The sequence below is a fragment of the Stenotrophomonas sp. TWI169 genome (assembly GCF_039674705.1).
In the GTDB taxonomy this organism is placed as follows: Bacteria; Pseudomonadota; Gammaproteobacteria; order Xanthomonadales; family Xanthomonadaceae; genus Stenotrophomonas; species Stenotrophomonas maltophilia_P.
In genome coordinates, this window is record NZ_JBDJOB010000002.1 from 24,411 (window position 1) to 43,133 (window position 18,723).

Consider the following 18,723-nt stretch of genomic DNA (forward strand, 5'->3'; position numbering starts at 1 on the left):
TCCGGCAGCGCTACAATTCGCACTCGCCGAATCACCAAAGCCGGACCGGTCCTGAACCGTACGTCCGCGCTTTTTTGCAACCGGATTTCCGTGAAGCACAGGCGTGACTTCGGCACCCCCTCGGTAGCCAAAGTGAGATTTCCGTGACCCAAGCCGCAATCCTCGTCCTCGAAGACGGCACCGTATTCGAGGGCGAATCCGTAGGCGCGCCCGGCCTGTCCGTCGGTGAAGTGGTGTTCAACACCGCCATGACCGGTTACCAGGAAGTGCTGACCGATCCGTCCTACGCCCGGCAGATGGTCACGCTGACCTATCCGCATATTGGCAACACCGGCATGACCGACCAGGACGACGAAGCCTCCAAGGTGTGGTCGGCCGGCCTGATCGTGCGCGATGTGCCGCGCCGCCCCAGCAACTGGCGCAGCCAGGTGTCGCTGCAGGACTGGCTGATCCAGCGTGGCGTGGTGGCCATCGCTGGCATCGATACCCGCAAGCTCACCCGCATCCTGCGCGAGAACGGCGCCCAGAACGGTGCGCTGATGGCAGGTGACATCGATGTTGAGAAGGCGCTGGAAGCCGCCCGCAAGTTCCCGGGCCTGAAGGGCATGGATCTGGCCAAGGTCGTCACTACCGAGAAGACCTATGTCTGGACCGAGGGCCAGCTGGACCTGGATGCCAACGCCTTCGTCAGCGTGCCGGCCCGCTTCAAGGTCGTGGCCTACGATTTCGGCGTGAAGACCAACATCCTGCGCATGCTGGCCGAACGCGGCTGCGAAGTGACCGTGGTGCCGGCGCAGACCCCGGCGGCTGAAGTGCTGGCGCTGAAGCCCGACGGTGTCTTCCTGTCCAATGGCCCGGGTGACCCGGAGCCGTGCGATTACGCGATCGCCGCGATCAAGACCTTCATCGACGTGAAGATTCCGACCTTCGGCATCTGCCTGGGCCACCAGCTGCTGGGCCTGGCCTCGGGCGCGCAGACCGTCAAGATGGGCCATGGCCACCATGGTGCGAACCATCCGGTGCAGGACCTGGACAGTGGCCGGGTGATGATCACCTCGCAGAACCATGGTTTCGCGGTCGATGAAGCCACCCTGCCGGCGACGTTGCGCGTGACCCACCGGTCGCTGTTCGATGGCACCAACCAGGGCATCGCACGCACCGATGTGCCGGCGTTCTCCTTCCAGGGCCATCCGGAAGCGTCGCCGGGCCCGCACGACGTCGGTCCGCTGTTCGACCGTTTCGTGACCCTGATGGAACAGGCCAAGGCGTGATCCGCAGGCCACCGGCCACCGGTGGCACCGCGATGGACCGTAAGCCCCCGCATTGCTGCTGCCTCCCGGCGCGGCGCTGCGGATCGAGATTCCTGATCGACAGCGTGCGATCACTCCCCCTTGTCACGCTGTACTGACTTAGAGAAGAAAATGCCCAAGCGCACTGACCTAAAGACCATCCTCATCATCGGTGCCGGCCCGATCGTCATCGGCCAGGCCTGCGAGTTCGACTACTCCGGCGCCCAGGCCTGCAAGGCCCTGCGCGACGAGGGTTACCGCGTGGTGCTGGTCAACAGCAACCCGGCCACGATCATGACCGACCCGGAGATGGCCGACGCCGTCTACATCGAGCCGATCAACTGGCAGACGGTCGAGAAGATCATCGCCAAGGAGAAGCCCGACGCGCTGCTGCCGACCATGGGGGGACAGACCGCGCTGAACTGCGCGCTGGACCTGGCCGACAACGGCGTGCTGGAGAAGTACAACGTCGAGCTGATCGGTGCCAAGCGCGAAGCGATCCGCATGGCCGAAGACCGCGAGCTGTTCCGCGTGGCGATGGGCGAGATCGGCCTGGAGTGCCCGACCGCCGCCGTCGCTCACACGCTGGACGAAGCGCTGGAGATCCAGACCCGCGTCGGCTACCCGACCATCATCCGTCCGAGCTTCACCCTGGGCGGCAGCGGCGGTGGTATCGCCTACAACCGCGAAGAGCTGGTGGAAATCGTCAGCCGCGGCCTGGAACTGTCGCCGACCACCGAAGTGCTGGTGGAAGAGTCGGTGCTGGGCTGGAAGGAATTCGAGATGGAGGTGGTGCGTGACACCGCCGACAACTGCATCATCGTGTGCTCGATCGAGAATCTCGATCCGATGGGCGTGCACACCGGTGACTCGATCACCGTGGCCCCGGCGCAGACCCTGACCGACAAGGAATACCAGCGCCTGCGCGATGCCTCCATCGCCGTGCTGCGCAAGATCGGCGTCGATACCGGCGGCTCCAACGTGCAGTTCGGCATCAACCCGAAGACCGGCCGCGTGGTCGTCATCGAGATGAATCCGCGCGTGTCGCGCTCCTCGGCGCTGGCCTCCAAGGCCACCGGCTTCCCGATCGCGAAGGTGGCCGCCAAGCTGGCCGTGGGCTACACCCTGGACGAACTGAAGAACGAGATCACCGGTGGCCTGACCCCGGCGTCGTTCGAGCCGTCCATCGACTACGTGGTCACCAAGATCCCGCGCTTCGCCTTCGAGAAGTTCCCGGCCGCCGATGCACGCCTGACCACCCAGATGAAGTCGGTGGGCGAAGTCATGGCGATGGGCCGCACCTTCCAGGAATCGGTACAGAAGGCGCTGCGCGGCCTGGAAACCGGCAAGGTCGGCTTCGACCCGACCGGTCTTGACCTGGCCAACGAGGAAGACCTGCAGACCCTGCGCCGCGAGCTGAAGGCACCGGGTCCGGAGCGCCTGTTCTACGTGGCCGACGCGTTCCGCGCCGGCATGAGCGTGGAAGAGATCCATGCGCTGTCGTTCATCGACCACTGGTTCCTGGACCAGATCGAGGAAATCATCGCTGCCGAAGGTGAAGTCGCTGCCGATGGCATCGATGCACTGGACGCCGCCCGCCTGCGCAGGCTCAAGCGTGCCGGTTTCTCCGACGCCCGCCTGGCCCAGCTGACCGGCACCAACGAAGCGGCCATCCGCGCACTGCGTCGTGCCCACAAGGTGCGCCCGGTCTACAAGCGCGTGGACTCCTGTGCTGCCGAGTTCGCCACCGGCACCGCCTACCTGTATTCGACCTACGAGGACGAGTGCGAGGCCGCGCCGAGCAACCGCGACAAGATCATGATCCTGGGCGGCGGTCCGAACCGCATCGGCCAGGGCATCGAGTTCGACTACTGCTGCGTGCATGCGGCGCTGGCGCTGCGCGAGGATGGTTATGAAACCATCATGGTCAACTGCAACCCGGAAACCGTTTCGACCGACTACGACACCTCCGACCGCCTGTACTTCGAGCCGCTGACGCTGGAAGACGTGCTGGAGATCGTCGAGCTGGAACAGCCGAAGGGCGTGATCGTGCAGTACGGCGGGCAGACGCCGCTGAAGCTGGCGCGCGCGCTGGAAGCCAATGGCGTGCCGGTGATCGGTACCAGCCCGGACTCCATCGACCTGGCCGAGGACCGCGAGCGTTTCCAGCAGCTGGTGGACAAGCTGGGCCTGAAGCAGCCGCCGAACCGTATCGCCCGCAACGACCAGGAAGCCCTGCTGCTGGCCCGCGAGATCGGCTACCCGCTGGTGGTGCGTCCGAGCTACGTGCTCGGTGGCCGTGCGATGGAGATCGTGTACGGCGAAGCCGATCTGGCCCGCTACGTGCGTGATGCGGTGAAGGTGTCCAACGATTCGCCGGTGCTGCTGGACCGCTTCCTCGACAACGCTGTCGAGTGCGATGTCGACATCATCGCCGACAAGGATGGCAACGTGCTGATCGGTGGCGTGATGGAGCACATCGAAGAGGCCGGCGTGCACTCGGGCGACTCCTCGTGCTCGCTGCCACCGTACTCGCTGTCGGCCGAGACCCAGGCCGAGCTGCGTCGCCAGGTGGTGGAGCTGGCCAAGGCGCTGAACGTGGTGGGCCTGATGAACACCCAGTTCGCGATCCAGACCAGCGACGAGGGCGACGACACCGTCTACCTGCTTGAAGTGAACCCGCGTGCCTCGCGCACGGTGCCGTTCGTGTCCAAGGCCACCGGCATGCCGCTGGCCAAGATCGCCGCACGCTGCATGGCCGGCAAGACCCTGGCCGAGCAGGGCGCGACCGAAGAGATCGTGCCGGACTACTACTCGGTGAAGGAAGCGATCTTCCCGTTCGCCAAGTTCCAGGGCGTCGATCCGATCCTCGGGCCGGAAATGCGGTCCACCGGCGAGGTGATGGGCGTCGGTCGCAGCTTCAACGCCGCCTTCGCACGCGCGCAGGAAGCCGGCGGCATCAAGGCCCCGCCGATCGGCAAGGCCTTCGTGTCGGTGCGCGACCCGGACAAGAAGCGCGTGCTGCCGGTCGCCAAGGCGCTGCTGGCGCGCGGCTACAGCCTGGTGGCCACCCGTGGCACCGCCGCCTGGCTGCAGCAGCATGGCATGCAGTGCGAGATCATCAACAAGGTGGTCGAGGGTCGTCCGCACATCGTCGATTCGATCAAGAACGGCGAGATCGTCTACATCGTCAACACGACCGAAGGTCGCTCGGCGATCAACGACTCGTTCTCGATCCGTCGCGAGGCGCTGCAGCACCGCGTCACCTACTCGACCACCATTGCCGGCGCCAAGGCGCTGGTGGATTCACTGGAATTCCGCGGCACCGGCCCCGTCTGGTCGCTGCAGGAGCTGCACAAGGAGTTGAATGCATGAGAGCCCCCATCACGATGAAGGGCGCGCAGAAGCTGCGCGACGAACTGGATCACCTGAAGTCGGTCAAGCGGCCGAAGGTGATCGCCGCGATCGCCGAAGCGCGTGAGCATGGCGACCTGAAGGAGAATGCCGAGTACCACGCCGCGCGCGAGGAACAGGGCTTCATCGAAGGCCGCATCAAGCAGCTGGAAGGCGAGCTGTCGCACGCCGAGATCATCGACGTGAGCAAGCTCAATGCCGGCTCCAAGGTGGTGTTCGGCGCCAGCGTGACCCTGGCCGACATGGAAACCGACGAAGAGAAGAAGTACCAGATCGTGGGTGACCTCGAAGCGGATATCAAGCTGGGGTTGATCGCGATTTCCTCGCCGGTGGCGCGCGCGATGATCGGCAAGCTGGAAGGCGATTCGATCGTGATCGACGCCCCGGCTGGGCAGCGCGAGTACGAGATCGTCAGCGTCAGCTACGTGGACTGAGCACGTGGCGACGGCGACCCTGCTGTTGCCCGCACGCAGCCGCTTTGCCGCGGCTGCGCTGCCGGACGATGTGGCACGTGCGCTCGGCCGTGCCACAGCGGTGCAGGTCGAGCCGGGTGAACGGGCGCAGCTGATGCGCCATTTCAAGGTCGCCGCGCCGCACTGGCCGGTGGCCGCGCTGACCCGCCAGCGTGACGTGGGCGATGCGGCCGGTGCCAGCTGGCTGCGCGCCGATCCGGCCTGCATGGTGCCGGACATGCATGGCGCGCGGATGATGGCCTACGGCGAAACCCTGCGACCAACCCTGGCAGACAGCCTCGCCCTGCTGCCGGTGCTGCAGCCGTTGTTCGCCGAGGCCGGCTTCGTGCTCGACGCGCCTGATCCGTCGCGCTGGTATCTGCGGCTGCCGATCGATACCGCACTGCCGGCGTTCGACGGTCCCGACGAGGTGCTCGGCGATGACCTGTTCTCGCACCTGCCGGAAGGCGAGGGCGGCCGCCGCTGGCGGGCGCTGATGACCGAGGCGCAGGTGCTGCTGCACAACCACTCCTGGAACCAGCAGCGTGCCGCGCAGGGCCAGCAGCCGATCAATTCGCTGTGGTTCTGGGGCGGTGGCGTGATGCCGGTGTCGGTCAGCACGGTGCATGCGCAGGTGCGCAGCCGCGATGCGCTGCTGCAGAGCCTGGCGCAGGCCGCTGGCGTGGCGGTGGATGGTGAGCAGGCTGTCGATGCGCTGGTTGACCTGCGCCAGCTGCGTTCGCTGCAGCAGTTGGGCAACGAGGCGATCCGCCCGCTGCTGGCCGCGTTGAAGCGTGGCGAACTGCAGCGGCTGGTGCTCGATTTCGAGGACGGCCTGCAGTTCCAGCTGGATCGCGGACAGCGCTGGCAGTTCTGGAAGAAGCCGCGCCAGCTGCACGACTGACCGGGGACTCGGTCGAGCGGGGGTCGGATCCGTTTTCCATCGGAGAACGGCTCTGACCCCGATGTTTGCCGGGGTTGCCGCCAGCGGCCGGCACTACCGCAGGTGCCGGGCGCAATCCCGCCAGCCTCTCCCACGCGCGGTATCATCCCTCTGTCTTTCGTAACCGGCGATGCCGATGTCCCTTGCCGCCGATCCAGCGCTGCCGTCTTCCGATACGCCGACAATCCGACGCCGTGAGGCAGCGACGCCGGCTGCATGGCCGGAGGGAACGCTGCCACTGCTTGCACGTCTCTATGCCAGCCGTGGCGCGGGGACGCCGGAACTGGCGCTGCCGAAGCTGGGCAATCTGCATGCCCCCGAACTGCTGACCGGCATCGACGCTGCGGTCGACCTGCTGGTCGAGGCCATCGCCAATGACAAGCGCATCCTGGTGGTCGGCGATTTCGACTGTGATGGCGCTACCGCCTGTGCGGTCGGCGTGCGCGGCCTGCGCATGCTCGGCGCACAGCATGTCTTCCACGCGGTGCCCAACCGGATGGTGCACGGCTATGGACTGTCGCCCTCGCTGGTGGAGGAACTGGCCGCGCTGAAGCCGGACCTGCTGGTCACCGTCGACCATGGCATTGCATGCCATGCCGGCGTCGCGGCCGCCAAGGCGCGTGGCTGGCAGGTGCTGGTCACCGACCATCATCTGCCGGGCCCGCAGCTGCCTGCGGCCGACGTGATCGTCGATCCGAACCTGGATGGCGACGCATTTCCCAGCAAGTCGCTGGCCGGTGTCGGCGTGATCTTCTACGTGCTGATGGCGCTGCGCCGGCGGATGCGCGAGGCCGGCGTGTTCGCCGATGGCAAGGGCCCGGACCTGACCACGCTGCTGGACCTGGTGGCGGTCGGCACCGTGGCCGACCTGGTGGCGCTGGATCCGAACAACCGCGCACTGGTCAGTGCGGGCCTGCGCAGATTGCGTTCGGGGCAGGGCTGTGTCGGCCTGAAGGCGCTGATCGAAGCCAGTGGGCGCGACGCGGCGCGGCTGACCGCGACCGACATCGGCTTCGCCCTGGGCCCACGCCTGAATGCCGCCGGTCGGCTGGAAGACATGGCGCTGGGCATCGCGCTGCTGCTGACCGAGGACCCGCGGCAGGCGCGGGAGATCGCGCAGACGCTGGAGCAGATCAATGCGGAACGCCGCGCCGTGCAGCAGTCGATGACCGACGATGCCGAGCAGGCGCTGACCCGAGTTGTGCTGGACATGGCCGGGCAGCGGCCGGTGGCGGCCTGCCTGTTCGATGCCGAGTGGCATCCGGGCGTGGTCGGTCTGGTGGCCTCGAAGATGAAGGATCGCCTGCACCGGCCGGTGATCGCCTTCGCGCCGGCCGAGCCCGGTGCCGACACCCTGCGTGGCTCCGCGCGTTCGATTCCGGGCCTACATATCCGTGACGCGCTGGCATTGGTCGATTCACGGCATCCCGGCCTGATCGAACGCTTCGGCGGTCACGCCATGGCGGCCGGCCTCAGCCTGCGGCTCGATCATGTCGACGCCTTCAAGGCGGCCTTCGTTGCCGTCGTGCTGGAGATGCTCGACCCAGCGGCACTTCAACAGCAGGTGCTCAGCGACGGTGAACTGGCGGCGGACGAGCTCGACCATCGCCATGCCGATGCGCTGCGCCTGGCCGGTCCTTGGGGCCAAGGCTTCCCGGAGCCGCTGTTCGATGGCCATTTCGAAGTGGCCAACTGGCGCGTGCTGAAGGAGCGGCACCTCAAGCTGGAACTGCGGCTGCCGGGCGTACCCGGCACGATCAACGCGATCCATTTTGGCGGCTGGCATGGCAATGCGCCGAGCCGCCATGTGCACCTGGCCTACCGGCTGGCCTGCGACGACTATCGCGGTGGTAGCGCCATCCAGCTGATTGTCGAGCATTGCCTGCCGGCGTGAGGCAGCGTTCGCGCACTCCCGCCGGGGCCAGCGTTGGCGACGGGGTCGCGGGGAAGGAAATGTGAGGAAATTCGCAGTTCCTTGAATTTCCTTAATGAATTCATCTCTTTATCCAGAGGCAAAAGCGTCAAAAAGCTGGCGCATGTCACCTGCCGGTGGCAAAGTCGGGCCACGACCAACATGGGACGACGGAACGCCCGATGTACGCCGAATCACTGCTTCCCGGCGCCGCACTGCAGCGCCTGCACCAGGACCGACGCCTGATCCGCGTCGAAACCGCACTGGATCCGGACACTTTCCTGGTCAAGCGTTTCGAGGGCAGCGAGGCGGTGTCCAGCCCGTTCGCCTACCGTATCGAACTGCTGTCGGTCCAGCCGCGGCTGGAGCTGAAACAGCTGGTCGGGCAGCCGCTGCGCCTGCAGCTGGGCGATGAATTCGGCAACCGCAGCGTGCACGGCTACGTTCGCGAGTTCGCCAGTACCGGCCAACAGGCCCAGTTCAGTGCCTACCGGGCCGAGCTCGCGCCCTGGTTCGCCTTCCTCGATTACACCTGCAACTGCCGGATCTTCCAGGACCGCAACGTGCTGCAGATCATCGAGGAGGTGTTCCAGGGCTACGCACAGCTGGCGAAGTTCCGCTACGACCTCAATGCCGGCAAGCTGCCGCCGCTGCCGTACTGCGTGCAGTACAACGAGTCCGATTTCGCCTTCGTCAGTCGCCTGCTGGAAGATGCCGGCCTGTACTACAGCTTCGTCCATGACGAAGAGGGCCATACGATGGTGATCAGCGACGATTCAACGCTGAGCACCGCGCACGGCGAACCGCAGCCCATCGCGTTCGTGTCCGACCAGGGCACGTTGGCCAGCACCGGTCTGCACCGCTGGGGTGCACGCCGACGCGTCGGGCCCAGCGTGCAGACCCTGCGCAGTTTCGACTTCAAGCAGCCGGGCCAGACGCTGGATGGCAACCAGGGCAATCAGGTGCCGCTGGGCCTGCTGCCGCCGCTCGAGCAGTACCGCTACGACGGTGCGGCGCGTTTCACCAACAGCCGCATTGGCCAGGCGCTGGCGGCGGTGCGCAACGAGGAAGTGGCGTGGCCGACCAAGCTGTTCGAGTGCGCGGGCAATGCCGGTGAACTCGATGCCGGCGCCTGCTTCGAACTGGAGCGGCACCCGGATTTCATCGGACGTGACGATACCGACCGCAGCTTCTTCGTGGTGAGTGTGCAGCGGGAAGGCCACAACAATTTCGCTGCCGATTTCGGCAGCGCTGAAGCCCCGAGTGTTGAAGTGCAGGCCGAGGTGCTGCGCCGTCGTATCCCCTACAGGCCGCTGCGGCGGACGCCGTGGCCGCGCATGCCGGGACCGCAGACCGCCACCGTGGTCGGTCCGCCGGGGGAGGAACTGCATGCCGACCGCTATGGCCGGGTGAAAGTGCAGTTCCATTGGGACCGCCAGCTCGATCGCCGCGAGAATGCCTCGTGCTGGATCCGCAGTGCGAGTCCGTGGGCAGGCGCCGACATGGGTGGCGTGTCGCCGCCGCGCGTGGGCCAGGAGGTGATCGTCGATTTCCTCGATGGCGACCCGGACCGCCCCATCATCACCGGTCGTGTCTACAACGAGGACAACATGCCGCCGTTCGGCATGGAGGTGAGCGGCCTCAAGTCGAAGACGGTCAAGGGCGCGGGCTGGAATGAGATCACCATGCATGATGGCGCCGGTGGCGAGCTGCTGAACATGCGGGCGCAGCGTGACATGGTCACCACCGTGCTCAACGACCAGAACGCCAGCGTCAAGAACAACAAGTCCACATCGGTGTCGGTCAACCATCGAATGGACGTCGGCGCCAACCAGGACATCAGCGTCGGCGGCAACCGTGGCATCACGGTCACCGGCACCGACACGCTCGGCGTTACCGGCACCCGCACCACCAATGTGACCGGCGCGGTGACCGAGAAGTACGAAGCAGGGGAAACCAAGACGATCTCTGCGGCCGGCTATACCGAAACCATCACCGGCGACTTCAAGACCACCCTGACCGGCAACTTCACCAGCCAGCGCACCGGCACGTGGACCGAGACCGTCACCTCGACCTCCAGTCGCACGGTTGGCGGACTGGTGACGGAGACGCTGAATGCCGCGCGGGAGGTGACCATTACCGGTCATGACAAGCGCAGCGTGCAGGGCAAGGTCGACGACAGCAATGTCGGCGAGCGGGTGATCGACGTCACCGGCAATTTCAGCCAGGACGTGACCGGTACGCACAGCCAGGGCTCGGATGGCGCGATGAGCCTGGAGTCGGCGGTCAAGCTGTCCACCAAGGTGGGTGGCTCGGTCATCGAGATCACCGACAGCGCCATCAAGATCACCGCCGGTGGCTCGGAAGTGGTCATCGACGCAGGCGGTGTGTCAGTCAACGGCAGCGAGATCAAGCTCAACTGCTGAACAGCACGGGAGATACACCATGCAGGACACCCCCATGCTGCGCGGCCTGAACGCATTGCGCGATGCCTGGCTGGAGGCCAGCGCCGACAGCAGCAGGCGCCTGTTGGTATGGCGTCTGCCGGCTGCCGCCAGCCGCCTGCTGGCCGCGTTCTTCGAGATGCAGCGCAACGACGCAGGGCGTGATACGCCGGACTGCTTCCTGCGCATCGATACCGCCTATGAGCTGGGCTTCCGTTACAGCCGGCAGGTCAAGCAGGATCTGCTCGACCGTTATCTGGCCAGCCAGGACGATCTGCGCGCGCAGCAGGTGCCATTGGGCTGGCGTGGCCCGAGCGAGGCGCATCCGGACAGCGCGCAGGGTGTGGTCGATGTGCTGGAGAGTTTCATCGACCATCACGGCGAGCATCTGCGCCTGCTGGCTGCCGTGCTGGAACCGGAGCGTTGCGTGCCCGGTGAAGGCTTCGAGCGCTGGCTGGATGCGGCGCTGGCCGCTGCGCCGGGAGAGCGCCTGCGACTGGTGCTGGTGGATACCGAAGAGGACCCGCGCTGGCAGCCGCTGCTGGAGCGTCATGCCAGGACCGCACGGGTGGTCACCGCACCGGTCGACATGTTTGCGATTGCCCGGGATACCGCCGCGCAATCCGGTGGTCGCGGTCCGGAAGTGCTGTACCGGCAGCTGCTGGCGGACCTGATGCTGCTGCTGGAGCGAGGCAGTCCGTCGCAGGTGGTGGCCCGCGCCGGACGCGCGCAGGGCCTGGCGCAGCGGCATGGCTGGCAGGACCAGCAGTCGGTGGTGCAGATGATGGTGGCTGGTGCCTGGCTGAAACATGGCGATCACAGCCAGGCGATCAACAGCTACCGGCAGGCACGCAGCGCCGCCGAAGGTGCACGTGCCGGCGGCAATCCTGCCGCGCCGGAACTGGTGATGCAGAGCTGGTTCGGTGAAGCGGGCTGCTGGTTGGCGGCCAAGCAACCCGAGCGTGCGGCACACACCTACCTGCAGGCATCCGCGTCCGCAGCCAGCATTCCGCACCCCATGTTCGCACTGGAGGGCCAGCGCATGGCGGGCTGGTGTCATGTGCAGGCGGGCCAGCGAGAGGCTGCGCGCACGCAGCTGCTGGAGGCGATCCGCATCGCCAAGCCGCTGTCGCCGGCCGATCGCAAGGCGACGACGCTGCCGCAGGCATTGTGGGATCTGCTGCAGCTTCAGGACGCACGACGCTGCCAGCAACTGCAGCAGGTCGCCACTGACTACCTGCAGGCCAGCACCGGCCTGCTGGAGAAGGCGGACGCGCAGGGGCGCGCACTCGGCCCGCGTCCTCCGCGTCCGGCGCTGGATGCCATCGACGCCGAGCTCGATGCCGCGCTGGAGCGCGGTTTTCATCGTGCGCAGCAGGAACGCGAGCGGCTGATCCAGGGCGGTGACGAATTCTTCCGCAAGATCGTGGCCGTCGGCCGTGATTTCCTCGACCCGGGCTGGAACGGCCTGCCGGCGATCGAACACCCGCTCGACCACGAGATTCCGGTGTGGAGCGAGCCCCCGGCGATGCAGCCGCTGCCCGATCCCAGTGGCCTGCTGCAGCCGCCCGTGGCGGCGCCTGCAGGGCCCGCCGTTACAGGAGTGGCTGTTGCATGAAGTCGAACAAGACCGTGGTGATGCTGGTGGCCATCGTGCTTGGCATCATCGTCGTGACCTGGATCAGCGCCGAGTACCGTGACGAAGTAAAGGCGTTCCTGCGCGCGTTGTTCCGCGCCTTGTAAAGCAACAGGGAGTGTTGCCGTGAGCATCGCCGCCAAGCATTTCGATCCGCAGTTGGGTATCGACATCCACATGTATGCGGTGCCGCCGTGCCCGCTGCCGACGCCGCACATCGGCCTGGTGCTCGATCCGTTCGACTACATCCCGTTCATCGGTTCGACCATCAAGGTCAACGGCGTGCATCGCGGCACCGCCGGTACCGGCGGCCTGGATATCCACATCCCGCTCGGTGTGTGGGGGCCGCCGTTGGCGGCACCGATGGGCCCTCAGTTCGACGGCGAAGAGATCTTCATGGGCAGTCGTACCGTGTCGGCCGATGGCGAGCCGTTCTCGCGGCTGGCGATGCCGGTGCTGGACTGCAATCTGGCCGGTATGATCAACCCGTTCCGGGTGAAGAAGCCGAAGAAGCCACTTCGGGCGATGTCACTGCCGACCGGCCTGAACGTGGCCATTCCCACCAGCGTCAAGGTGGGAGGACCGCCGACGGTGTCATGGACCGCGCTCGCGTTCCGCGCCGCCTTCGCCGGACTGGGCAAGCTGCGCAAGAGTGCGTTCTTCCGCAAGAAGATGGATGCCTTTGCCAATTGGCGGCGTGGCAAGTGGGGAAACCTGCCTTCGGGTTTCCTGAAGTGCAAGGTGCTTCGCGCCGAGCCGGTGGACATCCGTGATGGCAGCGTGGTGGTCAACCACCAGGATTTCGATGTACCGGGCCGCTTGCCGCTCACTTGGCAACGCAGCTACGGCTCGCGCCACGCGGACGCGCCGGGTCTGTGCGGCGCGGGCTGGCAGACGCCGGCAGACATCCGCCTGGAGCTGCTGGCCGATGGCAGCGTCTGGCTGTCCGGCCCCGACCAGGTCGCGTTCTTCCCCGAGCTGCCGCCCGCTGAGGGAGAGGCTGGGGCGATTCTCGATTTCGTCGATGGCGCGCGCCTGCTGAGGCGGCGCGGGCAGTGGCGGGTGCGCTTCAAGAACGGCCTGCAGTACGTGTTCGGTGGCGAGCTGCCTGCAGGTGTCAGCGCGTTGCCGGGCCCGCAGTCCTGGCCGATCGAGCGCATCGAGGATGCGCATGGCAACCACTGGCGCTTCGAGCGTCGCGACGGCCATCTGGTGCGCATCGTCGAGAGCGGTATCGGTGACCTGCAGGGCCGCTTCATCGAAGTGGAGGCGCGCCACGGCCACATTGAGCGCATGGCCCTGCACGACCCCGCCACCGGCCTGGCCCATCCGCTGGTGAGCTACCGGTACAGTGCCGAAGGTGACCTGCTGGCGGCAGTCGACGCACTGGGGGCGCCACGCACGTTTGCCTATGAACGTCACCGCATGGTGCGGCATACCGACCGCGTGGGCCTGTCGTTCCACTATGCGTTCGATGCGCAGGGCAGGGTGGTGCATTCGTGGGGCGATGGTGGTCTCTACGATTATCACTTCGAGTACGACGCGCTGCTGCGCGAGACGCGGGTGACCGACTCGCTGGGTCACCTGAGCGTGGTCAAGTTCGACGAGAACCAGCTGCCACTGTGCGAGATCGATCCGCTCGATGGCGTGACGCTGTTCGAGTACGACGATTTCGGGCGGACCGTGGCGGTGACCGATCCGGAAGGACTGCGAACGGCGTTTGCCTATGATGCGCATGGCAACCTGGTCTGCCTGACCCGCGCCGATGGCACGTCGATCCAGATGGAGTACGACCTGGACGACCACATGGTGTCGTTGCGTACGCCGGATGGTGTCGACTGGCAGCAGGCCTACAATGGCCAGGGCCTGCTGGTCAGCCAGACCGATCCATTGGGTGCAACCACCCGCTTCGACTACGACGCACAGGGCCAGTTGCAGGCGCAGACCAACGCACGGCACGCGGTCACGCAACTGCGCTATGACCGTCATGGACTGGTGGCCGCGGTTATCGATGCGCTGGGCCATCAGAGCCGGTTTGAGCATGATCCACTCGGCAACCTGCTGCGCCAGGTCGACCCGCTGGGGCAGGTCAGCCGCTACGAGTACGACGCCAAGGGACGCCTACTGGCCACCGCTGGCCCCGACGGCAACGGTGTGCGTTGCGAGTATGATGCCGAAGATCAGCTGCTGCGCTATACCGACGAAGCGGGCGCGCAGACGCGGCTGCAGTACGTGGGCATCGGACAGATCAGCAAGCGCCTGCAGGCCGATGGGCACAGCGTGGAGTACCGCTACGACACCGAAGAGCAGCTCATCGCGGTCATCAACCAGCGCGGCGAAACCTATCAGCTGGTGCGCGACGCGCTGGGCCGCATCGTCGAGGAAGTGGACTACTGGGGGCAGTCGCGGCGCTATACCTATGACGCGGCCGGACGACTGACCGCCACCGTGGATCCGCTGGGCCAGCGCATCGCCTTCACCACCGACAAGCTCGGGCGCATCACCCGCAAGACGCTGCCGGATGTACGCCATCCTGGACAGCAGGTACAGGAACACTTTGTCTACGACGTGCAGGGCCAGATTGTCGAGCTGCGCAATCCGGTGCGTACAGTGAAGCGCCGGTATGACCCGCTGGGGCAATTGCTGGAGGAACTGCAGGACGGGTTCCGCGTCGGCTATGCCTATGATGAAGTAGGCAACCGCGTACTGCGCGAGACCGCTGCCGGCAATCGGTTAGCGTTCGGCTACGACTTGCGCGACCAGACCGTATCGGTGGCCATCAATGACGAGCCGCCGATCTCGATGGAGCGCGACGCGCTGGGCCGCACCACGCGCGAGCAGCTGAGCCCGCAATTGCAACGCGAGTTCACCTACGACAGCCGCAACCTGCTGACCTCACAGTCGGTGTTGAAAGATGCCGCCCCGTTGTTCGAGACGCGTTACGACTACGACCGCAGTGGCAACCTGACCAAACGTAGCGACAGCGCACAGGGCGTTGATGAGTACCGCTACGACGCGATCGGGCGCCTGCTGCAGCATATCGACCCGAAGGGAAGGGTCGAGCGCTACTTCAACGATCCGGCCGGCGACCGGCTGCGCACCGAAGTGAAGCAGGTGCAGGCGCGCAAGGTGGTAGGCGGCGACGACGACGACCTGACCACCTGGACGCGCGAAGGCACCTATCAGGGCGTGCACTACGTGTTTGACCGGGCGGGTGATCTGGTGCGCAAGGGCGCACCGCAAGGGGATGCGCCGGATGACCTGACGCTGATCTGGGATGCCAACCATCGGTTGGCGGAGAGCCGCCGCAACGGGCAGTCAACGTACTACGGCTATGACCCGCTGGGGCGGCGGGTGTTCAAGCGCAACCCGACGCAGACGACGTGGTTCTTCTGGGATGGTGATGCGTTGCTGGGCGAAGTGCAGCAGGCCAATGACGCCGAAGAGGCGGCGCCGGTGTGGGTGGGGAATGTGGGCAGCCTGGTCGAGGTACGGCGTCGGCAGCGGCAGCTGGAGAGGCTGCATGAGCGGGTGCGGGAGTATGTGTACTACCCGGGTACGTTTGTGCCGTTGGCGTTGGTTGTAGAGCGCTCCAGCAGGGGCGTAAGCGCAACTAGCAGTGCTCCAACTCCCGCAGCGAGCGGCGCAGATGCTCTGCTACATCGTAATCGTGCTTCAATACCAGTGAGTTCCACAGTTGGGGCCAGTAAACGCGGTATCGGTTTGTTGGGCGGTGGAGCATCATTGGGCTCAAGTGGGTTAATCATTGCCGCCGAGGTGGTCGAGCGCGGTGAAAAGCCACCCGAGCCGCTTCACAGTGAAGCGGCATTTGCCGATCCCGTTTCAAGCCTAGTGGGCGAGCTGGGATCTTCAGGTGCCAAGGTCAAGGAAAACCAACCGGGCAAGGAGGTATGGGTCTATCAAGTTGATCCTAATGGACGGCCCATCCGGCTGCTTTGTCGCGACGGGAGGTGCGGCTGGTCAGGCTCGTATGATGGTTGGGGCAAGTTGCATGAGGAACGCTTCGATGACGGGGTTCACAACTTCATCAGATTCCAAGGGCAGTACGCGGACCTTGAAACCGGCCTCCACTACAATAGATATCGCTATTACGATCCGCACGCGGGTTCGTATGTTTCAGAGGATCCAATTTCTATTGCTGGTGGAGTAAACATATATGGATATGCAAGGAATCCGTTTCGCTGGTTTGATGCGCTGGGGCTCTATGTAACAAAAACACTTGCTGAGTGGTTGAAGGATTACCCAGATCTATTGCAGGAGGCTAGGGATAAATTCAAGAGCGCGCCTGAGTGGCAGGGCATCGACCCGGATAGTACGCCCGTGTTCTATCGGCCGAAATCGGAAGTGGACGTTATTCGCGCTAAACCTGGAGAATCCGGTGGCCATCATCCTCACGGCTTGGCGCTGGGTGGGCCAGAGGGGCAGGTACTAACGATTACGAATGAAACGAGAAAGATTAAGAATCCGAATCATAGTGCTGCAACTGGATTGCAGAGAAGAATAATAAATGTGATAAAGGCGCAGTGTAGGAGCTGATATGAATATTCTGTATTCGAATTTCCTGGATTTTCTTGTGGGAAAGGGCTGGATTTTGGTTGGTAGGGATGGTGGTGATGGATCGCCACCTGTTATCGATGATTCGATAAATGCAGATGTTCCGGCCTTTTACTTGGAGTTTCTTTCGAATTTCACATCGCTCTCGAACAAGGATGAGTCACGGTGGTTCGTCTCAATCGAGGAGTTTGCGGGTGTCTCGGATGGCGCGTTCTCCTGGGATGAGTTTGAGAAGATGAGCATTGACGCTGCAATGACGGATGCTGATGGCGAGGATGTTCGAAAGTTCTGGGCAGAGTATTTGCCGATTTTTATGGCGGTCGACGGAGACTATCAATTCGTTGGGCTGGGCCGGAGCTCTGGGGCGGTTGTGCACGGCGTTGAGCCCGAGTTTGAAAGTGTTACTAGGCTTGCCGAGACATTCGACGAATTTCTCACTGCGGCGATGAATGGCCAGTACGACGAACTATTCTTTGGGCGCTAGTTGCCGGGTGCGCACCGGCAGCATCCGCTGGCGCGCAGACGCGGCTGCAGCACGTGGGCATCGGCCAGATCGGAAAGCGCGTGCAGAAAGTTGTTCTGATGCATGGCAGACACGAAGCAGCATTCCCGACTCCGGGTGCTGAGCTGGTGTTCTTCAACGCCCCTTTCAACACTGAGAGGCTCGCCCGGATCGAGCAGGTTCACCTCTGGTCACCTCCCGACGACAAGCTCGAAGCGCTTCCGGAGATCCTCAGGGAAATGCGGGGTCTCAAGACGCTCAGCATCGGGCCGGGATCGATCGCACCGTCGATCATGGATGGACTCGAGGAGGGGCTTCTGCCTGAGAGCATCGGGGCATTGAGCATCCATCTTGGCACGGGGACGTTGGCCTGGCCGGGCGTTGTGCTACCCAATCTGAGGACGCTGTATGTCGACGTGCCGGTGCGCTTCGACACATCAAGCTTCCCCGCGTTGAAAGTACTTTCGCTCTATCCAGACAGGTCATTGAAGAATCTCAGGCAGGCCCTGGCCCTGCCTCTGGAAGAACTGAACATTCTGAATGTCCCCGTGGATGGTGAGATCTTCAACATCCTGTCTGCATCGGCTGGTGGCCTCGAACGCCTGGGACTGTTGGGTGGCACGAAGCTGAAAAGCCTCGATGGCATCGAGACACTTGCCGCGTTGACGTCGGTATGGCTGAAGAATCTGAGTTCGCTGACAGACATCCGTGCACTGGTGGGGCTCGAGCAGCTCAGGAAACTGGATATCCAGTACTGCAAGAAGATTGCCAACATCGAGGTCATCAATGATCTTTCCGCGCTTCGTGAGTTGACGCTCGTGGGTTGCGGAAAGGTGGGTCTTAAGAAAATACAGGCAAAGATCGAATCGCTTCAGAAGCGCACCATCGGGGCGACGACCTAGCCACATTGCATGTGCGGTGCCGTGCCCGCTGAAACTGCATGAGGTTCATGCGTGACTGAAACTGCATTCTCCCGCGTTTATGCCTCGGGTTCGTTGGAGGTGAGTGCCCAGGTCCTTCGGGATTTCGGACTGGAACCGTCGACGAGTGAGCTGATGCTTCGGCTGGGACTTCCTTCACGGCTGGCGGGCGATGTACCTGTTGTTCAGTTCGAAGTGCCCCACCTGGTCGAGATCGATGGCACCGGACTTCTGGCTATCGCGCGAGAGCCATGGGGCGAGGATCTGCTGCTGTGCCTGTCGGCGAGTGGCGAGGTACTTGCCGTGGGCGATGGCGTACGTCAGATCGTGAATGGACGCCTGTCGAGCTTCCTTGGGTTTCTCGAAGCGTATGAGGCATTCCAGGCCCGGGCAAAGGCGGATGATTCCGGTCCGATGGTCTACTCCCAGGCGGAGATGCAGGCCCGGCTGGAGGCATTCGAGCGGGGTGAGATTTCCAAGCGCTCTGCAAAGCCGCGATTCGATCGCAGTAGGGCGATCAGGACGCTGGTGTCGGAGTGGAGGAGGCTTGATGCCGCTGCACTGACGGGAGGGTCACGGTGGTCAATTGTTCTGGAACAGATCCAGGATGGCCTTGTTTGAGATGTCGGTCCTGTA

12 protein-coding genes are annotated in these 18,723 nt (G+C 64.4%); all 12 read left to right on the forward strand.

Going from position 1 to position 18,723, the window contains the following annotated elements; all coding sequences use genetic code 11:
* Positions 1–143 precede the first annotated feature (143 nt).
* The 12 genes from carA (at position 144) to ABE543_RS01940 (ending at position 18,708) form a co-directional block, all read left to right on the forward strand.
* A complete protein-coding gene (carA, locus tag ABE543_RS01885; protein ID WP_053519346.1) occupies positions 144–1,271 on the forward strand; it encodes a glutamine-hydrolyzing carbamoyl-phosphate synthase small subunit in 1,128 nt (375 codons plus the stop codon).
* Positions 1,272–1,421: 150 nt separating this feature from the next.
* Complete coding sequence (gene carB, locus ABE543_RS01890; RefSeq protein WP_053519344.1) at positions 1,422–4,664, forward strand: carbamoyl-phosphate synthase large subunit; 3,243 nt, start codon at positions 1,422–1,424, stop codon at positions 4,662–4,664.
* Positions 4,665–4,672: 8 nt separating this feature from the next.
* Entirely contained in the window at positions 4,673–5,137 is a 465-nt protein-coding gene (gene greA, locus ABE543_RS01895) for a transcription elongation factor GreA (protein ID WP_346475289.1), read from the forward strand.
* Between the two features lie 4 nt (positions 5,138–5,141).
* Positions 5,142–6,059, forward strand: coding sequence for a phosphoglycerate mutase (locus ABE543_RS01900; RefSeq protein WP_197571295.1), 918 nt, complete (start codon positions 5,142–5,144; stop codon positions 6,057–6,059).
* Between the two features lie 175 nt (positions 6,060–6,234).
* Positions 6,235–7,992 carry a single-stranded-DNA-specific exonuclease RecJ gene (gene recJ / locus ABE543_RS01905; RefSeq protein ID WP_164152632.1) on the forward strand — a complete coding sequence of 586 codons (1,758 nt, stop codon included), beginning with the start codon at positions 6,235–6,237 and terminating at the stop codon, positions 7,990–7,992.
* Positions 7,993–8,192: 200 nt separating this feature from the next.
* Positions 8,193–10,436 carry a type VI secretion system tip protein TssI/VgrG gene (gene tssI / locus ABE543_RS01910; protein ID WP_065175609.1) on the forward strand — a complete coding sequence of 748 codons (2,244 nt, stop codon included), beginning with the start codon at positions 8,193–8,195 and terminating at the stop codon, positions 10,434–10,436.
* Between the two features lie 19 nt (positions 10,437–10,455).
* Entirely contained in the window at positions 10,456–12,072 is a 1,617-nt protein-coding gene (locus ABE543_RS01915; protein WP_262218548.1) for a hypothetical protein, read from the forward strand.
* Positions 12,069–12,197 (forward strand): hypothetical protein, encoded by a 129-nt coding sequence (locus ABE543_RS01920; protein WP_006441023.1) that lies wholly within the window; start codon positions 12,069–12,071, stop codon positions 12,195–12,197. The genes ABE543_RS01915 and ABE543_RS01920 overlap by 4 nt, the downstream gene beginning before the upstream one ends.
* A gap of 19 nt (positions 12,198–12,216) precedes the next feature.
* Positions 12,217–16,647: an RHS repeat-associated core domain-containing protein gene (locus ABE543_RS01925; protein WP_262218549.1), complete on the forward strand. Its 4,431-nt coding sequence runs from the start codon at positions 12,217–12,219 to the stop codon at positions 16,645–16,647.
* 1 nt (position 16,648) lies between these two features.
* Positions 16,649–17,149, forward strand: a complete 501-nt coding sequence (locus ABE543_RS01930; RefSeq protein WP_053519334.1) for an SMI1/KNR4 family protein — start codon at positions 16,649–16,651, stop codon at positions 17,147–17,149.
* Between the two features lie 53 nt (positions 17,150–17,202).
* Positions 17,203–18,069 carry a hypothetical protein gene (locus ABE543_RS01935; protein WP_197571299.1) on the forward strand — a complete coding sequence of 289 codons (867 nt, stop codon included), beginning with the start codon at positions 17,203–17,205 and terminating at the stop codon, positions 18,067–18,069.
* Between the two features lie 51 nt (positions 18,070–18,120).
* A complete protein-coding gene (locus ABE543_RS01940) occupies positions 18,121–18,708 on the forward strand; it encodes an SUKH-4 family immunity protein (protein ID WP_197571300.1) in 588 nt (195 codons plus the stop codon).
* The last annotated feature ends 15 nt before the right edge of the window (positions 18,709–18,723 follow it).